The following is a 20,157-nucleotide window of genomic DNA, read 5'->3' as shown; positions in this document are numbered from 1 at the left end:
GGTGAACGGGGATGGATCAGAGTTCGGATGGCAGGTGGCGATCAGGCCTTGCTGGGTTGCAGGCTGAGCCTTTCGGACCGAGCGCTGTTCAGGGCGAATACCAGCATGGCCAGAGCCGCGATCGCGCCGGGAATGGCGAAAGCCATGAAGTTGAGCTGCAGCGGCAGCTCGATGCCCATCAGCGCGCCACCGAGCAGCGGGCCGACGATGGCGCCGTTGCGGCCGATACCCGAGGCCCAACCAAGGCCCGTGGAGCGGATCGACAGGCCATACAGCTGGGCGGTGCCGGCATACAGCAGGATCTGCGTGCCGATGGTGGTCGCACCGGCGATGAAGATCAGCAGGTACAGCACCAGCGTCGGGCTCTTGAACCCGAGCAGGCTGATGGACACCGCCGCGGCGATGAAGAAGCCGACCTTGACTTTGGTCAGGTTGAAGCGGTCGCCCAGCCAGCCACCAAGAATCGCGCCGGCCATGCCCCCGAAGTTGAGGGCCAGCAGGAACGACAGACTCGAGCCCAGGCTGTAGCCGGCATTGGCCATCAGCTTCGGTAGCCAGGAGCTCAGCGCGTAGACCATCAGCAGGCAGCAGAAGAACGCTACCCAGATCGACAGGGTGCGTACCGCCAGGCCATTGCGAAACAACTCCAGCACAGAAACGCCGCCGCCCTTGCGCTCGTTGACGGTCAGTTGCACGTCGGCATCCAGCGCTAGATTCGGGTCAAGTCGGCCTAGCAAGGCGCGGGCCCTGTCATGCTCGCCACGGCGCACCAGAAAACCGACGGATTCGGGCAGGTAGTAGAGGATCACCGGCAACAACAGCAACGGCAGCGCGGCGGCGAAGAACATCGACTCCCAGCCAAAACGCGGCAGCATGAAGATGCCCACGCCGGCCGACAGCATGCCGCCCAGCGAATAGCCGCTGAACATCACCGCCACCAGGGTGCTGCGCAGTTTCTTCGGCGCGTATTCGTTCATCAGCGCCACCGCGTTGGGCATCAGGCCGCCGCAGCCGAGACCGGCGATAAAGCGACAGATGCCGAACTCGGTGGGATTACTGGCGAAGCCGTTGACGATGGTCGCCACGCTGAACAGCGCGAAGCAGATGGCGATGCCCTTCTTGCGGCCGATTTTGTCCGCCAGGCTGCCGAACAACAGCGCACCGAACATCATGCCGAACAGCGCATAGCTGCCCAGGGCGCCGGCCTGCAGTGGAGTGAGCCCCCATTCTTTCATGATCACCGGCAGCACCACGCCGTAGATGAACAGGTCGTAGCCGTCGAAGATCAGCAGCAAGGCGCACAGGCACATCACCAGCCAGTGGAAGGAATTGAAACAGGCATTGTCGATCACGTCGTTGACGTCGAGGTTACGCATGGCATGGGTCTCTTATTGTTGTTGTGAAGCCTTGGCAGGCGTTGTCGCCTGGTCTACTTGTGTTACGCGGGGTGCTAGCCCAGGTCACCGCCACCCACCGGCAAGGTCACGCCAGTGATGTACGACGCCTCGTCGGACGCCAGAAACAGAATCGCGCCGACCTGCTCGTCGAGCGTGCCGTAGCGTTTCATCAGACTGCTGTCGAGGGTCTGGTCGACGATCTGCTGGTACCAGGTCTTTTCCTGTTCGCTCTGTTCGGCGGCGTTGCGTGGGATACGCCGCGGCGGCGCCTCGGTGCCGCCCGGTGCAGTGGCATTGACGCGAATCCCCCGCTGCGCGTTCTCGAAGGCCAGGCAGGCGGTCAGCGCATTGACGCCGCCCTTGGCCGCACCGTAGGGCACGCGATTGAGGCTGCGCGTGGCGATGGACGACACGTTGACGATGGCGCCACTGCCCTGCTCCAGCATCACCGGCAAGGCAGCGTGGCAGCACCACAGGGTCGGGAACAGCGAGCGGCGCACCTCGGCTTCGATTTCCGCTTCTCGATAATGCTCGAAGGGTTTCGCCCAGATGGTGCCGCCAACGTTGTTGATCAGGATGTCCAGACGACCGAAACGCCCCACGGCCTGCCTCATCACCTGCTGGCAGTCCTCGTAGCGCTCCAAATCGGCGGTCAGGGTCAGCAACTCGGCGCCCCGTCCCAGCTCGCCGTTGAGTTCATGAACCAGCTCGGCCCGGTCCACCGCGACGATGCGCGCACCCTCGGCCGCCAGGCGCTCGACGACCCGCCGACCAATGCCCTGCGCTGCGCCGGTGACCAGTGCCACCTTGTTGTCGAATCGCTTGTGCATGGCGCTCTCCTCAGGCCGTCAGGGCTTGCCGATCGGTGCTGACCACCTGGGTTGGGGTGAATTTCTCGTAATGAAAACTCGCTGGCGTGACGCCCTGCTCGGTGAAGTGCTGGCGCACGGCATCGACCATCGGCGGCGGCCCGCACAGGTAAACGTCGACGTTGCCGTCATTGAGCATCGCCGCGCTCATGTGCTGAGTGACGTAGCCCTTGCGCGGATGCTGGGACTGCGCCTCCGCCACACAGGTGATGAACACCAGGCTCGGCAAGCGCTCGGCCAGCTGCTGCAGACGCTCGACCAGCACCAGATCGAGATCGCGAGTGACGCCGTAGATCAGGCTGATCGGCTGCTCGCAGCCGCGCTCGGCCAGTACCTCGAGCATCGACAGAAAGGGCGCCAGGCCGGTCCCGCCAGCCAGCAACAGCAGCGGCCGGCGCACATCGCGCAGGTAGAAGGTGCCCAGCGGCCCGCTGAACTGCAGACGCTCGCCCGGCTGCGCCTGATCCAGGTAGGCGCTCATCAGCCCGCCGGGCACGCGCTTGATCAGGAAGCCGAAACGCGACTCGCCCGGCTTGTTGCTGAACGAGTAGGCGCGGGTCTGGCCTGCGCCCGGCACGGCGATGTTCACGTACTGGCCCGGCAAAAAGCTCGGCGCAGCAGCGCCACCGGCGATATCGAAGGTCACTTCCAGCGCCGCATCAGCGTGGGGCGTGATCGACACCAGCTCGCCTTGGAAGCTACCCGTGCCGGTCTTGCAGGCGGTGGACGGCACCGGAACGGCGATCACGCAGTCCGAGGCCGGCACCATCTGGCAGGTCAGCACCAGGCCCTGGGCGGCCTCGTCGTCACTGAGGGCATCCTCGATGTAGTCCTCGCCCTGGTCGTACTCACCGTCCTCGCAGCGGCACTTGCAGGTGCCGCACACGCCGTCGGAGCAATCCATGGGCAGGTTGATGCGGTTGCGGTAGGCCGCATCCAGCACCTTTTCGTTGGCCTTGCAGTCGATGAAGCGGGTAACCCCGTCTTCGAAATTCAGGGCGATGGTGTACGTCATGGCAATACCTCGGCCCAGCCGCCAGATGCTGTGCTGGCGGCCGCGTGCGAATTCAGATGTGGTAGATGTCGAGAACCTGGTGCACGTAATCGTTCTTGAGCACCACCTTCTTGCGGGTGATCAACGGCTGATCGCCACGCATGTCCAGGTGGTAGAACGAGGTGCCGAAGTAGACATCGGTGCTCTTGTAGCGATGGCTCAGGGTCTGCCAGTTGAAACGCACCTGAACCTGCTCGGCGCTCTCCTCGAGCACCTCCAGGTTGGCGATGAAGTGCGCGGTACGCGGCTCCGGCGTGCTGGCGCTGGAGCGCTCGGTCTTGATGCGGAACACCCGGTCCTCCAACCCTTCGCGGTTGGGGTAGTAGATCAGCGAGATCTCCCGCTGTGGGTCCTCGATCAGCTGGTCGTTATCGTCCCAGGCCGGCATCCAGAACACCGCCTTGCTCGAATAGCACTCCAGCCACTCGTCCCACTGACGATCGTCGAGCAGGCGTGCTTCGCGGTAGATGAAATCGAGGATCAGCTGTCGATTGGCGCTCATGCTACGTGCTCCCCGTCGGTGGCGATCAGCTTCGCCCGCTCGCTGTCGATGGCCCTGCTCATCACCTGCGCCCAGTGGGCGTGCTGACGCACGAACAGCCCCTCGTCCTCGGACTTCACGCCGCTGAGCAAGGGCTGCATGCCCATGGCCTTGGCATTGTCGTCAGCCCCTTCGATCCAGTGGCTGGCGCCACGACTGAGGTCGTTCCACTGCGCGGCCTGGCCGGCATAGCCGCTCTGGCAGGCGCGAAACTCTTCCAGGTCGTCCGGCGTACCCATGCCGGTGACGTTGAAGAAATCCTCGTACTGACGAATACGCAGCGCCCGGGCCTGGTCGCTTTCGCCCTTGGGTGCGAAGCAGTAGATGGTCACTTCGGTCTTGTCGACGGCAATCGGGCGTACCACGCGGATCTGCGTGGAGAACTGATCCATCAGGTACACGCTGGGGTACAGGCACAGGTTGCGGGTCTGGCCGACGATGATGTCGGCGCGGGTTTCACCGAATTTGGCCACCAGCTCGTCGCGATGCTCGAATACCGGGCGTACTTCAGGGTTGATCAACCGCGTCCACAACAGGATGTGTCCGTGGTCGTAGGCATAGAAGCCGCCGACGCTCTTCGACCAGCCGTTGGCATCCACGGTACGGGTGCCTTCGGCTTCGTAGTTGCGGCGCTGCATGGTCGCCGAGTAGTTCCAATGCACGGAGCTGACGTGATAACCGTCGGCACCGTTCTCGATCTGCAGCTTCCAGTTGCCGTCGTAGAAGTACGAGGAGTTGCCGCGCAGCACTTCGATGCCTTCGGGCGCCTGGTCGACGATCTGGTCGATGATCACCCGGGTTTCGCCCAGGTAGTCTTCCAGCGCCGGCACTGCCTCGCTGAGGCTGCCGAACAGGAACCCCCGGTAGCTCTGGAAGCGCGCCAGGCGCGTGAGATCGTGGGAACCGTCGCAGTCGAAGCTGTCGGGGTAGCCGCCGGTCTTGGCGTCCTTCACCTTGAGCAGCTTGCCGACGTTGCTGAAGGTCCAGCCGTGGAATGGGCAGGTGAACGAGCCCTTGTTGCCCTGCTTGCGGCGGCACAGCACGGCGCCGCGGTGCGCGCAGGCGTTGATCAGACCATGCAGCTCACCGCCTTTGTCGCGGGTGATGACCACGGGCTGGCGGCCGATATGGGTAGTGAAGTAATCGTTGATCTCGAGAATCTGGCTCTCATGGGCGAGGTAAACCCAGCCGCTTTCGAAGATGTGCTTCATCTCCAGTTCGAACAGATCCGGATCAGTAAAAACGTCGCGGCGGCAGCGGAAAATACCCTTGGCAGGATCCTCCTGAACGGATTCAGTGAGCTGCCGGGCAAGGCGATCGAGTGTGCCGGTCATGGGGTCGTACCCTCCGTTGTTCTTATCAGGCAACGCCACAGCGGGCGTATCAGCTAACGCCAGATGGGCGTATCAGGCAGGGCCAGATTAAGAGCGGGTACGAAGGGGCAATAGCCGTTTACTGCAGATCGATATCCGGATTCTGCAGGGCCCCTTTGCGGGGTGTTTCAGTTTTCTACAGGTATAAAAAAGGGCGACCGAAGTCGCCCTTTTTTTGGTGGATTACCCGAACTTAGTTCTGGTTTTCCATTTGCGCACGAATCAGATCACCGATGGTGGTCGGACCGGAAGTTTCAACTTCCTGCTTGCGCATTTCCTTGATGGCTTCTTTTTCGTCTTCAACGTCTTTCGACTTGACGGACAGGCTGATCACGCGGCTCTTGCGATCGACGCTGATGATCTTGGCCTCTACTTCTTCGCCTTCTTTCAGAACGTTGCGCGCGTCTTCAACGCGGTCACGGCTGATTTCGGAGGCTTTCAGAGTGGCTTCGATGCCGTCGGCCAGAGTGATGATGGCGCCCTTGGCGTCAACTTCCTTCACGGTACCGCGAACGATGGTGCCTTTGTCGTTGACAGCAACGTAGTCGGAGAACGGATCTTCTTCCAGTTGCTTGATGCCCAGGGAGATGCGCTCACGCTCCGGGTCAACCGACAGGATGACGGTTTCCAGCTCGTCGCCCTTCTTGAAGCGACGTACGGCTTCTTCGCCGACTTCGTTCCAGGAGATGTCGGACAGGTGAACCAGGCCGTCGATGCCGCCGTCCAGACCAATGAAGATACCGAAATCGGTGATCGACTTGATGGTGCCGGAGATCTTGTCACCCTTGTTGAACTGACCGGAGAAGTCTTCCCACGGGTTGGTTTTGCACTGCTTGATACCCAGGGAGATACGACGACGCTCTTCGTCGATGTCCAGAACCATGACTTCCACTTCGTCGCCAACCTGAACGACTTTCGACGGGTGGATGTTCTTGTTGGTCCAGTCCATTTCGGAAACGTGTACCAGGCCTTCCACGCCTTCTTCCAGCTCTGCGAAGCAGCCGTAGTCGGTCAGGTTGGTCACACGCGCCATGACGCGGGTGCTTTCCGGGTAACGAGCCTTGATGGCAACCCATGGGTCTTCGCCCAGTTGCTTCAGGCCCAGGGAAACACGGTTACGCTCGCGATCGTACTTCAGAACCTTGACGTCGATCTCGTCGCCAACGTTGACGATCTCGGACGGGTGCTTGATACGCTTCCAGGCCATGTCGGTGATGTGCAGCAGGCCGTCGACGCCACCCAGATCCACGAATGCGCCGTAGTCGGTGAGGTTCTTGACGATACCCTTGACCTGCTGGCCTTCCTGCAGCGATTCCAGCAGCGCTTCGCGCTCGGCACTGTTTTCGGCTTCCAGGACGCTGCGACGGGAAACGACAACGTTGTTGCGCTTCTGGTCCAGCTTGATGACCTTGAATTCCAGCTCTTTGCCTTCCAGGTGAGTGGTATCACGCACCGGACGGACATCGACCAGGGAACCTGGCAGGAACGCACGGATGCCGTTAACGTCGACAGTGAAGCCGCCTTTAACCTTACCGTTGATAACGCCCTTGACCACTTCCTCAGCGGCGAAAGCTGCTTCCAGAACGATCCAGCACTCGGCGCGCTTGGCTTTTTCGCGGGACAGCTTGGTTTCACCGAAGCCGTCTTCGACCGCGTCCAGCGCTACGTGTACTTCGTCACCGACCTTGATAGTCAGCTCGCCTTGTTCGTTGAAGAACTGCTCCAGAGGGATGACGCCCTCGGACTTCAGGCCAGCGTGAACGGTAACCCAGTCGCCGTCGATGTCGACCACGATGCCGGTGATGATGGCACCCGGCTGCATGTCGAGGGACTTCAGGCTTTCTTCAAAAAGTTCTGCAAAGCTTTCGCTCATGTTGATTCCTGTTGGGTCGGGCGGGGATTCGCCCTGCTCCGCATTCCAGACTATGCGGGTTTATTCATATAAAAAGAGGCCTACGGGACTGGGACTGGTCTCCCGTATGCCTCCCTTGTGAGCCGAAAGTGGCTCTTTTCAACCGGCGAGGTCGCGATTGGCGACCTCGCTCAGGATTCTTTCCAGTACCTGCTCGATGGACAATTCGGTGGAATCCAGCTGGATCGCATCGACTGCCGGCTTGAGCGGAGCCACTGCGCGCTGGGTATCGCGCTCGTCGCGCGCCCGAATCTCATCGAGAAGACTCGCGAGATTAACATCATCGCCCTTGGCCTTCAACTGCAGGTAACGTCGATTGGCCCGTTCCTCGGCGCTGGCGGTCAGGAAAACCTTGAGCGGCGCATCGCTGAACACCACCGTGCCCATGTCGCGGCCGTCGGCCACCAGGCCCGGCGCCTCGCGGAACGCCCGCTGGCGCTGCAACAGGGCCTCACGCACCGCCGGCAGTGCCGCGACCTGAGAGGCCCCCGCACCGACCTGCTCGTTGCGGATGGCGTCGGTCACCTCTTCGCCTTCGAGGATGATGCGCTGCGGCTTGCCGTCACCGGCGGCCAGGAACTGCACGTCCAGATGCGCAGCCAGCAGCTTCAGCGACGCTTCGTTGGCCAGATCGACACCGTGGTTGCCGGCGCAGAACGCCAGCAGGCGGTACAGCGCACCGGAGTCCAGCAGGTTCCAGCCCAGCTGCTTGGCCAGCAGGCCGGCAACGGTGCCCTTGCCCGAGCCGCTTGGCCCGTCGATGGTGATGACCGGTGCATTCAGGCTCATTGCTTGCCCTCCACGGCGACACGAATACCCACCTGCTCGGCCAGGGCCAGGAAGTTGGGGAACGAGGTGGCGACGTTGGCGCAGTCGTGGATGCGGATCGGCGCGGTGGCGCGCAGCGAGGCGACGCTGAAGGCCATGGCGATGCGGTGATCGCCGTGGCTGTGCACTTCGCCGCCGCCGATGCTTTGGCCACCGTCGATGATGATGCCATCCGCCGTCGGTTCGACTTTCACACCCAGGCTGGTCAGGCCGTCGGCCATCACTTGGATGCGGTCGGATTCCTTGACCCGCAGTTCTTCGGCGCCGCGCAGCACGGTACGCCCTTCGGCGCAGACCGCGGCGACGAACAGCACCGGGAATTCGTCGATGGCCAGCGGTACCAGCTCTTCGGGGATCTCGATGCCCTTGAGCTTGGCACCACGCACGCGCAGGTCGGCCACCGGCTCACCGCCGACTTCACGCTGGTTTTCCAGGGTGATGTCGCCGCCCATCAGGCGCAGGATCTCGATCACACCGATACGGGTCGGGTTGATGCCGACATGCTCGAGCAGCAGGTCGGAACCTTCGGCGATGGACGCCGCGACCAGGAAGAAGGCCGCCGAAGAAATGTCCGCCGGCACTTCGATGCGCGTGGCGGTCAGCTTGCCGCCGGCCTGCAGGGAGGCCACCGGACCGTTGGACTGAACCGCGTAACCGAAGCCGCGCAGCATTCGCTCGGTATGGTCGCGGGTCGGCGCCGGCTCGGTCACGGTCGTGACGCCTTCGGCGTACAGGCCGGCCAGCAGCAGACAGGACTTCACCTGGGCGCTGGCCATCGGCAGGGTGTAGGTCAGCGCCTTGAGCTTGCTGCCACCACGGATGGTCAGCGGCGGACGGCCGTCCGGGCCGGTCTCGACCACGGCGCCCATTTCCCGCAGCGGGTTGGCCACACGGTTCATCGGACGCTTGGACAGCGAGGCGTCGCCCGTCATGGTCACGTCGAACGGCTGGCCAGCCAGCAGGCCGGAGAGCAGGCGCATCGAGGTCCCGGAGTTGCCGACGTAGATCGGACCGGGTGGCGGCTTCAGACCGTGCAGGCCGACGCCATGGATGGTCACGCGGCCATGGTGCGGGCCTTCGATGACCACGCCCATGTCGCGAAAGGCCTGCAGGGTCGCCAAGGCGTCTTCGCCCTCCAGGAAACCTTCGACCTCGGTGGTGCCCTCGGCCAGCGAGCCGAGCATGATCGAGCGGTGCGAGATGGACTTGTCGCCCGGTACGCGGATGCGGCCGGCGACCTTGCCGCCAGGATTTGCCAGGAAAATCAAATCGTTCGAGTGCATAGCGTCCACATAGGCCCGGCGGGCCAGTATTTTGCTGAAATGTTCGCGGGCCACGCGGGCGCGGGTGAATACGCCCAGCAGATGATGCCCGTCCCCTGCGTCGACCGCGTCGCGCAAGGCGTCGAGATCGTCGCGAAATACATCCAAGGTGCGCAGCACGGCCTCGCGGTTGGCGAGAAAGATGTCGTGCCACATGACCGGGTCGCTGCCGGCGATTCTCGTGAAATCGCGGAAGCCGCCGGCGGCGTAGCGGAAAATCTCCAGGTTTTCGTTGCGCTTGGCCAGCGAGTCGACCAGGCCGAAGGCCAGCAGATGGGGCAAGTGGCTGGTGGCAGCGAGGACCTGGTCGTGGTGCTCGACCTGCATGTGCTCGACATCGGCACCCAGCTCGCGCCACAACTGGTCGACGCGCTGCAAGGCCAGGGCGTCGGTCTGCGCCAGCGGCGTGAGGATGACTTTGTGACGCTTGAACAGCTCGCCATTGGCCGCCTCTACCCCGCTCTGCTCGGAGCCGGCGATCGGGTGACCCGGCACGAACCGCGCCGGCACGCCGCCGAACACCGCATCGGCAGCGCGCACCACATTGCCCTTGGCACTGCCGGCATCGGTCAGGATGGCATCGCCCAGATCCAGCCTGGCCAATTCGCCGAGTACGCGTTCCATGGCCAGGATAGGGACGGCCAGCATGATCACGTCCGCGCCCTGACAGGCGGCTGCCAGTGCCTCTTCGCAGCGGTCGACGACGCCAAGCTCGACGGCCAGGCGCCGCGACTGCGCATCCAGATCGACGCCCACCACTTCACGGCACACGCCGCGGGCGCGCAGGCCCTTGGCGAAGGAACCGCCGATCAGCCCCAGGCCGACGACGACCAGGCGCTCGACCAGCGGTTTCACAGGTGCATGGCGTTCGATCACGCGTTCAACACCTTGCGCAGCGCTTCCAGGAAGCGAGCGTTCTCGGCCGGCAGGCCAATGGAAACGCGCAGGTGGTTGGGCATGCCGTAGCCGGCGACCGGACGCACGATCACGCCTTCGCGCAGCAGGCCCTGGTTGATCGCCGCGGTGTCACGGCCGAAGTCGATGGCCAGGAAGTTGGCTTTCGACGGAATCCAGCTCAGGCCCAGCTCACGGCAACCTTCCTGCAACTGCAGCATGCCGGCGGTGTTGATCTCGCGGCTGCGCGCCAGGTACTCGGTATCGTCGAAGGCAGCGCAGGCCGCCGCCAGGGCGAAACTGTTGACGTTGAACGGCTGGCGGACGCGGTTCAGCACGTCGGCCACGTCCGGTCGGCTCAGGCCGTAGCCGACGCGCAGCGAGGCCAGGCCGTAGGCCTTGGAGAAGGTACGCGATACCAGCAGGTTGGGGTGATCGGCCAGGTAATCCAGGCCGTCCGGCAACTCGTCGCCGTCGGCGTATTCGATGTAGGCCTCGTCCAGCACCACCAGCACGTTTTCCGGCACGGCGGCGAGGAAATCGCCCAGTGCCTGCTTGCCGAACCAGGTGCCGGTCGGGTTGTTGGGGTTGGCGATGAACACCACGCGGGTATTGGCATCGATGGCCGCCAGCATCGCCGGCAGGTCATGGCCGAAGTTCACCGCCGGCACGACCTTGGCCTGGGCGCCGACGGCCTGGGTAGCGATCGGGTAGACGGCAAACGCATGGGCGCTGAACACCGCGTTCAGGCCAGGCGCCAGGTAAGCACGGGCGACCAACTCGAGGATGTCGTTGGAGCCGTTGCCCAGGGTGACCTGGGTAGTGGTCACGCCGCAGCGCTCGGCCAGCAGGGTCTTCAGGGCGAAGCCATTGCCGTCGGGATAACGGGTCAGTTCGTCCAGCTCGGCGCGGATCGCCGCCAGCGCCTTGGGGCTCGGGCCCAGCGGGTTTTCGTTGCTGGCCAGTTTGACGATGCTGGCCGGATCCATGTTCAGCTCACGGGCCAACTCGTCGACCGGCTTGCCTGGCACGTAGGGGGACAGTTTCTGTACGCCTGGCTGGGCCAGGGCGATGAAATCACAACTCATAGTCAGGCCTCGGGCTGCAGGCCCGGGCAGCGAGCACAAGCCTGTCGCCTGTCGCCCGCAACCCGCGGCCTGGAGCCGCAGTTAAAGTACTGCCTTGGGATAGGAACCCAGCACCTTGAGCGCCACGGCTTCCTGATTGATTTTTTCCAGCACGTCCTTGATCAGCGGGTCGCGGTGATGGCCGACGAAGTCGATGAAGAAGGCGTAGGTCCACTTGCCGCTGCGCGACGGGCGCGTTTCGATACGGGTCAGGTCGATGCCGTTCTGGTGGAACGGCACCAGCAGCTCGTGCAGGGCACCGGGCTTGTTGCGCATCGAAACGATCACCGAAGTCTTGTCATCCCCGGTCGGCGGCACCTGCTGGTTGCCGATGATCAGGAAGCGCGTGGAGTTGTCCGGGCGATCCTCGATCTTCTCCGCCAGGCGGGTCAGGTCATACAGGTTGGCCGCCATGTCGCCGGCAATCGCCGCCGAGTTCCACTCGCTCTTCACCCGGCGTGCCGCATCGGCGTTGCTGGAAACCGCCACGCGCTCGACATTCGGGTAATGGGCGTCCAGCCACTTGCGGCACTGGGCCAGGGACTGGGCGTGGGAATAGATGCGGGTGATACGGTCGGTCTTGGTGGCGTCACCGACTAGCAGGTGATGGTGGATGCGCAGCTCCACTTCGCCGCAGATCACCAGGTCGTGCTCGAGGAAGCTGTCGAGGGTGTGGTTGACCGCGCCCTCGGTGGAATTTTCCACCGGCACCACGCCGAAATTGACGGCACCTGCTACCACTTCGCGGAACACTTCGTCGATCGCCGCCATGGGCTGGCTGATCACCGCGTGACCGAAATGCTTCATCGCCGCTGCTTGGGAGAAAGTCCCTTCCGGGCCGAGGTAGGCGACCTTGAGCGGGTTCTCCAAGGCCAGGCAGGAGGACATGATCTCGCGGAACAACCGCGCCATGTCCTCGTTGCCGAGTGGGCCGCGGTTGCGCTCCATCACCCGCTTGAGTACCTGCGCCTCACGCTCGGGGCGGTAGAACACCGGCACCTCTCCTTCGGCCAGGGTCGCCATCTTCACCCGCGCCACTTCTTCGGCGCAGCGCGCACGGTCGCTGATCAGCTCGAGGATCTTCTCGTCCAGGCTGTCGATGCGCAGGCGCAGGGCCTGCAGCGCCTGGTCGGTATTGGCATCGTTGCTCATCAGGCGTGCTCCTTCTCGAACTCCGCCATGTAGGCGACCAGCGCCTCGACCGCGTCCAGGCCCACGGCGTTATAGATGGAGGCGCGCATGCCGCCCACCGAACGATGGCCCTTGAGGTTGAGCAGGCCGCGGGCATCGGCGCCGGCCAGGAACGGCTTGTCGAGGCGCTCGTCCGCCAGGCGGAACGGCACGTTCATCCACGAGCGGGCGTTCTTGGCGATCGGGTTGCTGTAGAACTCGCTGGCGTCGATGGCCTTGTAAAGCAGGTCCTTCTTGGCCTTGTTGCGCTGCTCCATGGCGGCAACGCCGCCCTGCTCCTTCAGCCATTCGAACACCAGGCCGGACAGGTACCAGCTGAAGGTCGCCGGGGTGTTGTACATCGAGCCGTTATCGGCGGCGATCTTGTAATTGAGCATGGTTGGGCAGCTGCTGCGCGCGCGACCAAGCAGGTCTTCGCGGATGATTGCCACCACCAGGCCGCTGGGGCCGATGTTCTTCTGGGCGCCGGCGTAGATCAGGCCGAACTTGGAGATGTCCACTTCGCGGGACAGGATGTCCGAGGACATGTCGACCACCAGCGGCACGTCGCCGGTTTCCGGAATCCAGTCGAACTGCAGGCCACCGATGGTTTCGTTGCTGGCGTAGTGCAGGTAGGCGGCGTCTTTCGACAACTGCCACTCGTTCTGGCCGGGAATGGCGAAGTAATCGTAGGGCTTGGCGCTGGCAGCGACGTTGACGTTGCCGTAGCGGCGCGCCTCCTCGATGCTCTTCTTCGACCAGATGCCGGTGTCGATGTAGTCGGCGGTGCCGTCTTCGGGCAGCAGGTTGAGCGGAATCTCGGCGAACTGCTGGCTCGCCCCGCCCTGCAGGAACAGCACCTTGTAGTCGGAGGGAATGCTCAGCAGGTCGCGCAGATCCTGCTCGGCCTTTTCGGCGATGGCCACGTAATCGTCGCTGCGGTGGCTCATTTCCATGACGGAAAGGCCCTTGCCCTGCCAGTCGAGCAACTCGGCCTGGGCACGCTGCAGAACGGCTTCGGGAAGCGCGGCCGGGCCGGCGCAGAAGTTAAAGGCTCGCTTGCTCACAATTCACTCTCGCTTGACTGTCTGCTACATCTATCTGGCGAAATGCTGCCCGCAGTGCCGTGACACTGCAGGCAGAGCGGCGCGGTTAGGCGTCGCGATCTTCTGCTGCTGGCTCGTCACCCTCTGCTGCCGACTCTTCACCGGCAGCAGTTTCATCGGCTTCGGCGTCGACGATCGGATTGCCCTCTTCGTCCAGCGCCTCTTCGATGTCCTCTTCGGACGGCTCCTGCACGCGCTCCAGGCCGACCAGTTTCTCGTCCTTGGCCAGCTTGATCAGGGTCACGCCCTGGGTGTTACGGCCGGAACTGGACACTTCGTCGACACGGGTACGTACCAGGGTGCCCTGGTCGGAAATCAGCATGATTTCCTCGCCGTCCTGCACCTGGATGGCGCCGATCAGCGGGCCGTTACGCTCCTTGGTGATCATGCCGATCACACCCTGGCCGCCACGGCCGCGACGCGGGAACTTGGACAGCGCGGTGCGCTTGCCGAAACCACGCTCGGAGGCGGTGAGGATTTGCGCACCGGCCTCCGGGATCAGCATGGAGATCAGGCGCTGGTCCTTGCCCAGGCGCATGCCGCGGATACCACGGGCGCCACGACCCATGACGCGCACCACGCTCTCGGCGAAACGGATCACCTTGCCGGCGCTGGAGAACAACATCACTTCCTTGGCACCATCGGTGATGGCAGCGGCAATCAGGGTGTCGCCTTCCTTCAGTTTCAGGGCGATCAGGCCGTTGGAACGCGGACGGCTGAACTGCACCAGTGGGGTCTTCTTCACGGTGCCGGAGGCGGTGGCCATGAAGATGTAGGCACCAGTCGGCTCGGCCACCAGCTCGGCGGTCTCGCCTTCGACTTCCTCGACCTCGGCGGCTTCGGCCACTTCTTCGGCTTCGACGATCTCGCCTTCAAGCACGGCATCGTCGCTGTCGTCCACGTCGTCAGCGCCGGCCTGCTGCTGCAGGGCCTCGAGGTCGATCTGCAGCATGGTGGTGATGTATTCACCTTCTTCCAGCGGCAGCAGGTTGACCAGCGGACGACCGCGGGCGGCCCGGGACGCTTCGGGAATTTCGTAGGTTTTCAGCCAGTACACCTTGCCCTTGCTGGAGAACAGCAGCAGCGTGGCGTGGCTGTTGGCGACCAGCAGGTGCGCGATGTAATCCTCGTCCTTGATGCCGGTGGCCGACTTGCCCTTGCCGCCGCGACGCTGGGCCTGGTAGGCGGCCAATGGCTGGGTCTTGGCGTAACCGCCGTAGGAGATGGTCACCACGCGCTCTTCCTGCGGGATCATGTCACCCAGGGTGAGGTCCAGACGCGAATCGAGAATCTCTGTACGGCGCTTGTCACCGAACTCGGCCTTGACCGCTTCCAGTTCCTCGCGAATCACTTCCATCAGGCGCTCGGCGCTGGTCAGGATGCGGATCAGCTCGCCGATCTGGTTGAGGATCTCTTGGTACTCGGCCAGCAGCTTCTCGTGCTCAAGACCGGTCAGGCGGTGCAGGCGCAGGTCGAGGATCGCTTGGGCCTGTTCCGGCGACAGGTAATACTTGCCGTCGCGCAGGCCGTATTGCGCATCGAGACCTTCCGGGCGGCAGGAATCGGCACCAGCGCGCTCGACCATGGCCTCCACGGCGGTGGATTCCCAAGCGGTGGAGATCAGCGCTTCCTTGGCTTCGGACGGCGTCGGCGAGGCCTTGATCAGGGCGATGACCGGGTCGATGTTGGACAGCGCGACCGCCTGACCTTCGAGGATGTGGCCACGCTCACGGGCCTTGCGCAGCTCGAACACGGTGCGGCGGGTGACCACCTCACGACGGTGCAGGATGAAGGCATCAAGCATGTCCTTGAGGTTGAGGATCTTCGGCTGGCCGTCGATCAACGCCACCACGTTGATGCCAAACACGCTCTGCATTTGGGTCTGGGCGTACAGGTTGTTGAGGATCACCTCGGGCACTTCGCCGCGGCGCAGCTCGATGACCACGCGCATGCCATCCTTGTCGGACTCGTCGCGCAGCTCGGTGATGCCTTCGAGCTTCTTCTCCTTGACCAGCTCGGCGATCTTCTCGATCAGGCGGGCCTTGTTGAGCTGGTACGGCAGTTCGGTGACGACGATCTGCTGGCGACCGCCGACCTTGTCGATGTCCTCGACTTCGGCACGGGCGCGGATATAGATGCGACCACGGCCGGTACGGTAGGCCTCGATGATGCCGGCGCGCCCGTTGATGATGCCCGCGGTCGGGAAGTCCGGGCCGGGGATGTACTGCATCAGCTCATCGACGGTCAGTTCCGGGTTGTCGATCAGCGCCAGGCAGCCGTCGATCACTTCGCCGAGGTTGTGCGGCGGGATGTTGGTCGCCATGCCCACGGCGATACCGCTGGAACCGTTGACCAGCAGGTTGGGGATCTTGGTCGGCATGACCGCCGGGATCTGCTCGGTGCCGTCGTAGTTGGGCACCCAGTCGACGGTTTCCTTGTGCAGATCGGCCAACAGCTCGTGAGCCAACTTGGTCATGCGCACTTCGGTGTATCGCATGGCCGCAGCGTTGTCGCCGTCCACCGAACCGAAGTTGCCCTGGCCGTCGACCAGCAGGTAGCGTAGCGAGAACGGCTGCGCCATCCGTACGATGGTGTCGTAGACGGCGGTATCACCGTGGGGGTGATATTTACCGATCACGTCACCGACCACACGGGCGGATTTCTTGTAGGGCTTGTTCCAGTCATTGCCCAGCTCGCTCATGGCGAACAGCACCCGGCGATGCACGGGCTTCAGGCCGTCGCGCGCATCCGGCAAGGCACGCCCAACGATCACGCTCATCGCGTAGTCGAGGTACGACTGTTTCAGTTCATCTTCGATGTTGACCGGGAGGATTTCTTTGGCCAGTTCGCCCATGAGTAGCCTGATTCCTTTTTTCTGATGAAACTCCGCCCGGCTCATCTGGAGCCTGGCGAAGCGCGTCGCGATGGCATCAGGCCAGCGACGACTCACGACAAATCAATACGTTATGTCATGCATTCGAGCAGTGACGGCAGCCGCAGGCGGTGCCCCTGAAAACTGCCGGAGCTTACCACAAAGCGCGCCCTGCACCTATCCCCGCAGCTTATGTAGCCAGGTGCTCAATGCAGCCGCTTGCGACACATCAACTGGATGAGTTTGGCGGCATCCGGCCGCTCGATCACCCCACGCTCGGTGACCAGAAAATCCACCAGATCGGCAGGCGTTACGTCGTAGCGCGGCGCCACTTCTTCCACGCCCTCGATGCGTTCGCCAGGCGCGTAGACCAAAGGCGCATGGCCCAGATCATGAAAATCGTCCTCGCCGCTCTCCAGCTGCAGGTCAATGAGTGCACTCGGCGCCACCACCATTAGCCGCACGCCGTGGTGCATGGCGGCCACGGCCAGCTGATAGGTGCCGATCACGCCGAGCACATCACCGTTGGCGGCAATCCGCTCGGCACCGACGATGGCCCAGGTGACGCCACGCTCCTTCATCACATGGGCGAGCGCCGCATCCGCGCTCAACGCCACGGCGATACCTTCCTGATGCAGCTCCCAGGCAGCCAGGCGCGCGCCTTGCAGAAACGGTCGGCTTTCACCCAAGTAGCAACGCTCCAGCAACCCTTCGAGCTGCGCCGCGCGCACCACACCAAGGGCGGTACCGATGCCGCCACCGGCCAGCGCGCCGGCACTGCCGATGCTCAAGAGGTTCTGCAGGTTGCCCTGGAAGCCGCGGATCAGCTCCACACCCAGCTGGGCCATGGCCAGATTGGCTTCGCGATCACGCTGATGGGCGCCGCAGGCTTCGTCCTCCAGCACGGCCACGGGCTGCGCGCCGGGCTTGCTGATCGCCAGGCGCTGCTGCATGCGCGCCAGCAGGCGTTCGCCCTCCTCAAACGGCAAACCGGCCGCGCACAAGGCGTCGATATCGACCTGCAGCCCGGCACGCCAGTCGGCGCCCTCTTCCATGCGCTGGCGCGCGCCCAGCACCAGCCCATAACCACTGCAGATCACCTGCGCGGCAACGCCCTGCAGCGCACCCTCGGCGAGCATGGCGACCACCGCCGACACCGAGTGACAGGCCTGCCAGACCTGCTCGCCGGGCAGGCGGCGCTGATCGAGCACGTGCAGCGCACCCTCGCGCCAGACGAACCCCACGACCTGCTCGGCAGCCAGCAAACGCTCGCGCATCACCTACTCCATCCTAGAAAGCCGGCCAGTATACGCCCGCCAGGCAACCGACCGCACGCCGCGCACCTTCAAGACCGAGGCATTGCGCTATAGACTCAGCACTTTCGCTCACGGAAACCCGCCCATGGCAGATGCTGCGCTCGACCTTTTATTGCTGCCCACCTGGCTGGTGCCGGTCGAGCCCGCCGGCGTCGTGCTGCATGACCATGGCCTGGGTATCCGCGACGGCAAGATCGCCTTGATCGCCCCCTGCGCCGAGGCCTTGCGCCGCGGGGCGACGGAAATTCGCGAACTGCCCGGCCGCCTGCTGACCCCCGGCCTGGTCAATGCCCACGGCCACGCCGCCATGACCCTGTTCCGCGGCCTGGCCGATGACCTGCCGCTAATGACCTGGCTTGAAAAGCACATCTGGCCGGCGGAAGCCAAGTGGGTCGATGAGCAGTTCGTGCAGGACGGCACCGAACTGGCCATCGCCGAACAGATAAAGAGCGGCATTAGCTGCTTCGCCGACATGTACTTCTTTCCCGAGATGGCCTGCGAACGGGTGCACGCCAGCGGCATGCGCGCACAGATCAGCATCCCGGTACTGGACTTCGCCATCCCCGGCGCCCGGGATGCCGACGAGGCGCTGCGCAAGGGCGTGACGCTGCTCGACGACATGAAGCACCACCCGCGCATCAGCGTCGCCTTCGGCCCCCATGCGCCCTACACGGTCAGCGATGCCAACCTGGAAAAACTGCGCATCCTCGCCGAGGAAGTGGACGCCGGCATCCACATGCATGTCCATGAAACCGCCTTCGAAGTGCAGCAGAGCCTGGAGCACCACGGCGAGCGCCCGCTGGCGCGACTGAACCGCCTGGGCCTGCTGGGCCCGCGCTTCCAGGCCGTGCACATGACGCAGATCGATGACGAAGACATCGCCCTGCTGGTGGCCACCAATAGCAGCGTGATCCACTGCCCCGAATCCAACCTCAAGCTGGCCAGCGGCTTCTGCCCGGTCGAGAAGCTATGGCAGGCCGGCGTCAACGTGGCCATCGGCACCGACGGTGCGGCCAGCAACAACGACCTCGATCTGCTCGGCGAAACCCGCACGGCCGCCCTGCTGGCCAAGGCCGTGGCGGGCTCGGCCAGCGCCCTGGATGCCCACCGCGCCCTGCGCATGGCGACCCTCAACGGCGCCCGCGCCCTGGGCCTGGAAGGCGAAATCGGCTCGCTGGAAATCGGCAAGGCCGCCGACATCGTCGCCTTCGACCTGCGCGGCCTCGCCCAGCAGCCGGTGTACGATCCAGTTTCGCAGCTGATCTACGCCACCTCGCGGCACTGCGTGGAGCACCTGTGGGTGGCCGGCAAACCGCTGCTAGAAGAAGGTCGGCTGACGCGCCTGGACGAAGAACGCATCATTGCCACCACGCAGCAATGGGGTGCGAAGATAAGACACCGCTAAAAACGTTACCGAGGCAGTCAGCACAAGGCAAAAACAGGCGAGGAAGCGGAGTTTACGAGCGGTAAATGAGCATTTCGAGCCTGTTTTTAACGCAGTGATGACAACGCAGGTAGTTTTTAGGGTGTCCGATTACCGGGCGTCCGGCACATTGATCGCAAACTACGGCAAACTGTCACACATCACAGGCCAGCAGCGCCGCGCAAGGCTGGCAATATGGACGCACTGCGCGTCCTGTCATACGTATTCGTTTTATTCAGGGAAAACCATGAGCAACGTCGACCACGCTGAAATCGCCAAATTCGAAGCCCTCGCCCATCGCTGGTGGGACAAGGAAAGCGAGTTCAAGCCGCTGCACGAGATCAACCCGCTGCGCGTCAACTGGATCGACGAGCGAGCCGGCCTGGCCGGCAAGAAGGTGCTGGATGTCGGCTGTGGCGGCGGCATTCTCAGTGAAGCCATGGCCCAGCGCGGCGCCAGCGTGACCGGTATCGACATGGGCGAAGCGCCGCTGGCCGTGGCCCGTCTGCACCAGCTCGAGTCGGGCGTAGAGGTGGATTATCGGCAGATCACCGCCGAAGCCATGGCCGAAGAAATGCCCGGCCAGTTCGACGTGGTTACCTGCCTGGAAATGCTCGAGCACGTGCCGGATCCGTCCTCGGTGATTCGCGCCTGCCACAAGCTGGTCAAACCCGGCGGCCAGGTGTTCTTCTCCACCATCAACCGCAACCCCAAGGCCTACCTGTTCGCGGTGATCGGCGCCGAATACATCCTGCGCCTGCTGCCGCGCGGCACCCACGATTTCAAGAAATTCATCCGCCCTTCCGAGCTGGGCGCCTGGAGCCGTCAGGCCGGCCTGGAGGTCAAGGACATCATCGGCCTGACCTACAACCCGCTGACCAAGCACTACAAGCTGGCCAAGGATGTCGACGTCAATTACATGATGCACACACGCAAGGCCGACTGACCGCCAG

15 protein-coding genes are annotated in these 20,157 nt (G+C 63.7%); 2 read left to right on the top strand and 13 right to left on the bottom strand.

Going from position 1 to position 20,157, the window contains the following annotated elements; genetic code table 11:
• Positions 1 to 41: 41 nt before the first annotated feature.
• The 13 genes from BM279_RS20605 to BM279_RS20545 form a co-directional block, all read right to left on the bottom strand.
• Positions 42 to 1,376: an MFS transporter gene (locus tag BM279_RS20605; protein WP_093506879.1), complete on the bottom strand. Its 1,335-nt coding sequence runs from the start codon at positions 1,374 to 1,376 to the stop codon at positions 42 to 44.
• 74 nt (positions 1,377 to 1,450) lie between these two features.
• The gene (locus BM279_RS20600) at positions 1,451 to 2,227 is read right to left on the bottom strand and encodes a 1,6-dihydroxycyclohexa-2,4-diene-1-carboxylate dehydrogenase (RefSeq protein ID WP_093506877.1); all 777 of its coding nucleotides are present in this window, start codon (positions 2,225 to 2,227) and stop codon (positions 1,451 to 1,453) included.
• Positions 2,228 to 2,237: 10 nt separating this feature from the next.
• Positions 2,238 to 3,281 (bottom strand): benzoate 1,2-dioxygenase electron transfer component BenC, encoded by a 1,044-nt coding sequence (gene benC / locus BM279_RS20595; protein ID WP_093506875.1) that lies wholly within the window; start codon positions 3,279 to 3,281, stop codon positions 2,238 to 2,240.
• A 52-nt stretch (positions 3,282 to 3,333) separates the two neighbouring features.
• Positions 3,334 to 3,822, bottom strand: a complete 489-nt coding sequence (benB, locus tag BM279_RS20590; RefSeq protein ID WP_093506873.1) for a benzoate 1,2-dioxygenase small subunit — start codon at positions 3,820 to 3,822, stop codon at positions 3,334 to 3,336.
• Positions 3,819 to 5,195, bottom strand: coding sequence for a Rieske 2Fe-2S domain-containing protein (locus BM279_RS20585; protein ID WP_093506872.1), 1,377 nt, complete (start codon positions 5,193 to 5,195; stop codon positions 3,819 to 3,821). Before BM279_RS20585 ends, benB begins: the two co-directional genes overlap by 4 nt.
• A 232-nt stretch (positions 5,196 to 5,427) precedes the next feature.
• Positions 5,428 to 7,107: a 30S ribosomal protein S1 gene (gene rpsA, locus BM279_RS20580; RefSeq protein WP_013791124.1), complete on the bottom strand. Its 1,680-nt coding sequence runs from the start codon at positions 7,105 to 7,107 to the stop codon at positions 5,428 to 5,430.
• Between the two features lie 138 nt (positions 7,108 to 7,245).
• Entirely contained in the window at positions 7,246 to 7,935 is a 690-nt protein-coding gene (gene cmk / locus BM279_RS20575; protein WP_167363181.1) for a (d)CMP kinase, read from the bottom strand.
• Positions 7,932 to 10,172 (bottom strand): bifunctional prephenate dehydrogenase/3-phosphoshikimate 1-carboxyvinyltransferase, encoded by a 2,241-nt coding sequence (locus BM279_RS20570; RefSeq protein WP_093506870.1) that lies wholly within the window; start codon positions 10,170 to 10,172, stop codon positions 7,932 to 7,934. Before BM279_RS20570 ends, cmk begins: the two co-directional genes overlap by 4 nt.
• Positions 10,169 to 11,278 carry a histidinol-phosphate transaminase gene (hisC, locus tag BM279_RS20565; RefSeq protein ID WP_093506869.1) on the bottom strand — a complete coding sequence of 370 codons (1,110 nt, stop codon included), beginning with the start codon at positions 11,276 to 11,278 and terminating at the stop codon, positions 10,169 to 10,171. The genes BM279_RS20570 and hisC overlap by 4 nt, the downstream gene beginning before the upstream one ends.
• A gap of 81 nt (positions 11,279 to 11,359) precedes the next feature.
• Entirely contained in the window at positions 11,360 to 12,469 is a 1,110-nt protein-coding gene (pheA, locus tag BM279_RS20560; protein WP_093506867.1) for a prephenate dehydratase, read from the bottom strand.
• Positions 12,469 to 13,554: a 3-phosphoserine/phosphohydroxythreonine transaminase gene (serC, locus tag BM279_RS20555; protein WP_093506866.1), complete on the bottom strand. Its 1,086-nt coding sequence runs from the start codon at positions 13,552 to 13,554 to the stop codon at positions 12,469 to 12,471. Before serC ends, pheA begins: the two co-directional genes overlap by 1 nt.
• Positions 13,555 to 13,639: 85 nt before the next feature.
• On the bottom strand, positions 13,640 to 16,447 hold the full coding sequence (gyrA, locus tag BM279_RS20550) for a DNA gyrase subunit A (protein ID WP_093506864.1): 2,808 nt from the start codon (positions 16,445 to 16,447) through the stop codon (positions 13,640 to 13,642).
• 224 nt (positions 16,448 to 16,671) lie between these two features.
• Positions 16,672 to 17,742, bottom strand: a complete 1,071-nt coding sequence (locus tag BM279_RS20545; RefSeq protein WP_093506862.1) for a s-methyl-5-thioribose-1-phosphate isomerase — start codon at positions 17,740 to 17,742, stop codon at positions 16,672 to 16,674.
• Between the two features lie 124 nt (positions 17,743 to 17,866).
• Between BM279_RS20545 and BM279_RS20540 the strand changes: the two genes are divergently transcribed.
• Together BM279_RS20540 and ubiG are read left to right on the top strand one after the other, a co-directional pair.
• Positions 17,867 to 19,186 (top strand): TRZ/ATZ family hydrolase, encoded by a 1,320-nt coding sequence (locus BM279_RS20540; protein WP_093506861.1) that lies wholly within the window; start codon positions 17,867 to 17,869, stop codon positions 19,184 to 19,186.
• 265 nt (positions 19,187 to 19,451) lie between these two features.
• Positions 19,452 to 20,150, top strand: a complete 699-nt coding sequence (gene ubiG / locus BM279_RS20535; RefSeq protein ID WP_093506859.1) for a bifunctional 2-polyprenyl-6-hydroxyphenol methylase/3-demethylubiquinol 3-O-methyltransferase UbiG — start codon at positions 19,452 to 19,454, stop codon at positions 20,148 to 20,150.
• Positions 20,151 to 20,157 lie beyond the last annotated feature (7 nt).

The sequence above is a fragment of the Phytopseudomonas straminea genome (assembly GCF_900112645.1).
Classification (GTDB): Bacteria; Pseudomonadota; Gammaproteobacteria; order Pseudomonadales; family Pseudomonadaceae; genus Aquipseudomonas; species Aquipseudomonas straminea.
Note: the sequence above shows the minus strand (reverse complement) of the source record. Positions and strands in the feature narration are given on the sequence as shown.

What these genes read in the sequence shown, in the direction of transcription:
- ubiG (WP_093506859.1), top strand. Translation starts at nt 19,452, where the DNA reads ATGAGCAACGTCGACCACGCTGAAATCGCCAAATTCGAAGCCCTCGCC.
- pheA (WP_093506867.1), bottom strand. Translation starts at nt 12,469, where the DNA reads ATGAGCAACGATGCCAATACCGACCAGGCGCTGCAGGCCCTGCGCCTG.
- hisC (WP_093506869.1), bottom strand. Translation starts at nt 11,278, where the DNA reads ATGAGTTGTGATTTCATCGCCCTGGCCCAGCCAGGCGTACAGAAACTG.
- rpsA (WP_013791124.1), bottom strand. Translation starts at nt 7,107, where the DNA reads ATGAGCGAAAGCTTTGCAGAACTTTTTGAAGAAAGCCTGAAGTCCCTC.
- gyrA (WP_093506864.1), bottom strand. Translation starts at nt 16,447, where the DNA reads ATGGGCGAACTGGCCAAAGAAATCCTCCCGGTCAACATCGAAGATGAA.
- BM279_RS20600 (WP_093506877.1), bottom strand. Translation starts at nt 2,227, where the DNA reads ATGCACAAGCGATTCGACAACAAGGTGGCACTGGTCACCGGCGCAGCG.
- BM279_RS20545 (WP_093506862.1), bottom strand. Translation starts at nt 17,742, where the DNA reads ATGCGCGAGCGTTTGCTGGCTGCCGAGCAGGTCGTGGGGTTCGTCTGG.
- BM279_RS20585 (WP_093506872.1), bottom strand. Translation starts at nt 5,195, where the DNA reads ATGACCGGCACACTCGATCGCCTTGCCCGGCAGCTCACTGAATCCGTT.
- BM279_RS20540 (WP_093506861.1), top strand. Translation starts at nt 17,867, where the DNA reads ATGGCAGATGCTGCGCTCGACCTTTTATTGCTGCCCACCTGGCTGGTG.
- BM279_RS20605 (WP_093506879.1), bottom strand. Translation starts at nt 1,376, where the DNA reads ATGCGTAACCTCGACGTCAACGACGTGATCGACAATGCCTGTTTCAAT.
- benB (WP_093506873.1), bottom strand. Translation starts at nt 3,822, where the DNA reads ATGAGCGCCAATCGACAGCTGATCCTCGATTTCATCTACCGCGAAGCA.
- benC (WP_093506875.1), bottom strand. Translation starts at nt 3,281, where the DNA reads ATGACGTACACCATCGCCCTGAATTTCGAAGACGGGGTTACCCGCTTC.
- cmk (WP_167363181.1), bottom strand. Translation starts at nt 7,935, where the DNA reads ATGAGCCTGAATGCACCGGTCATCACCATCGACGGGCCAAGCGGCTCG.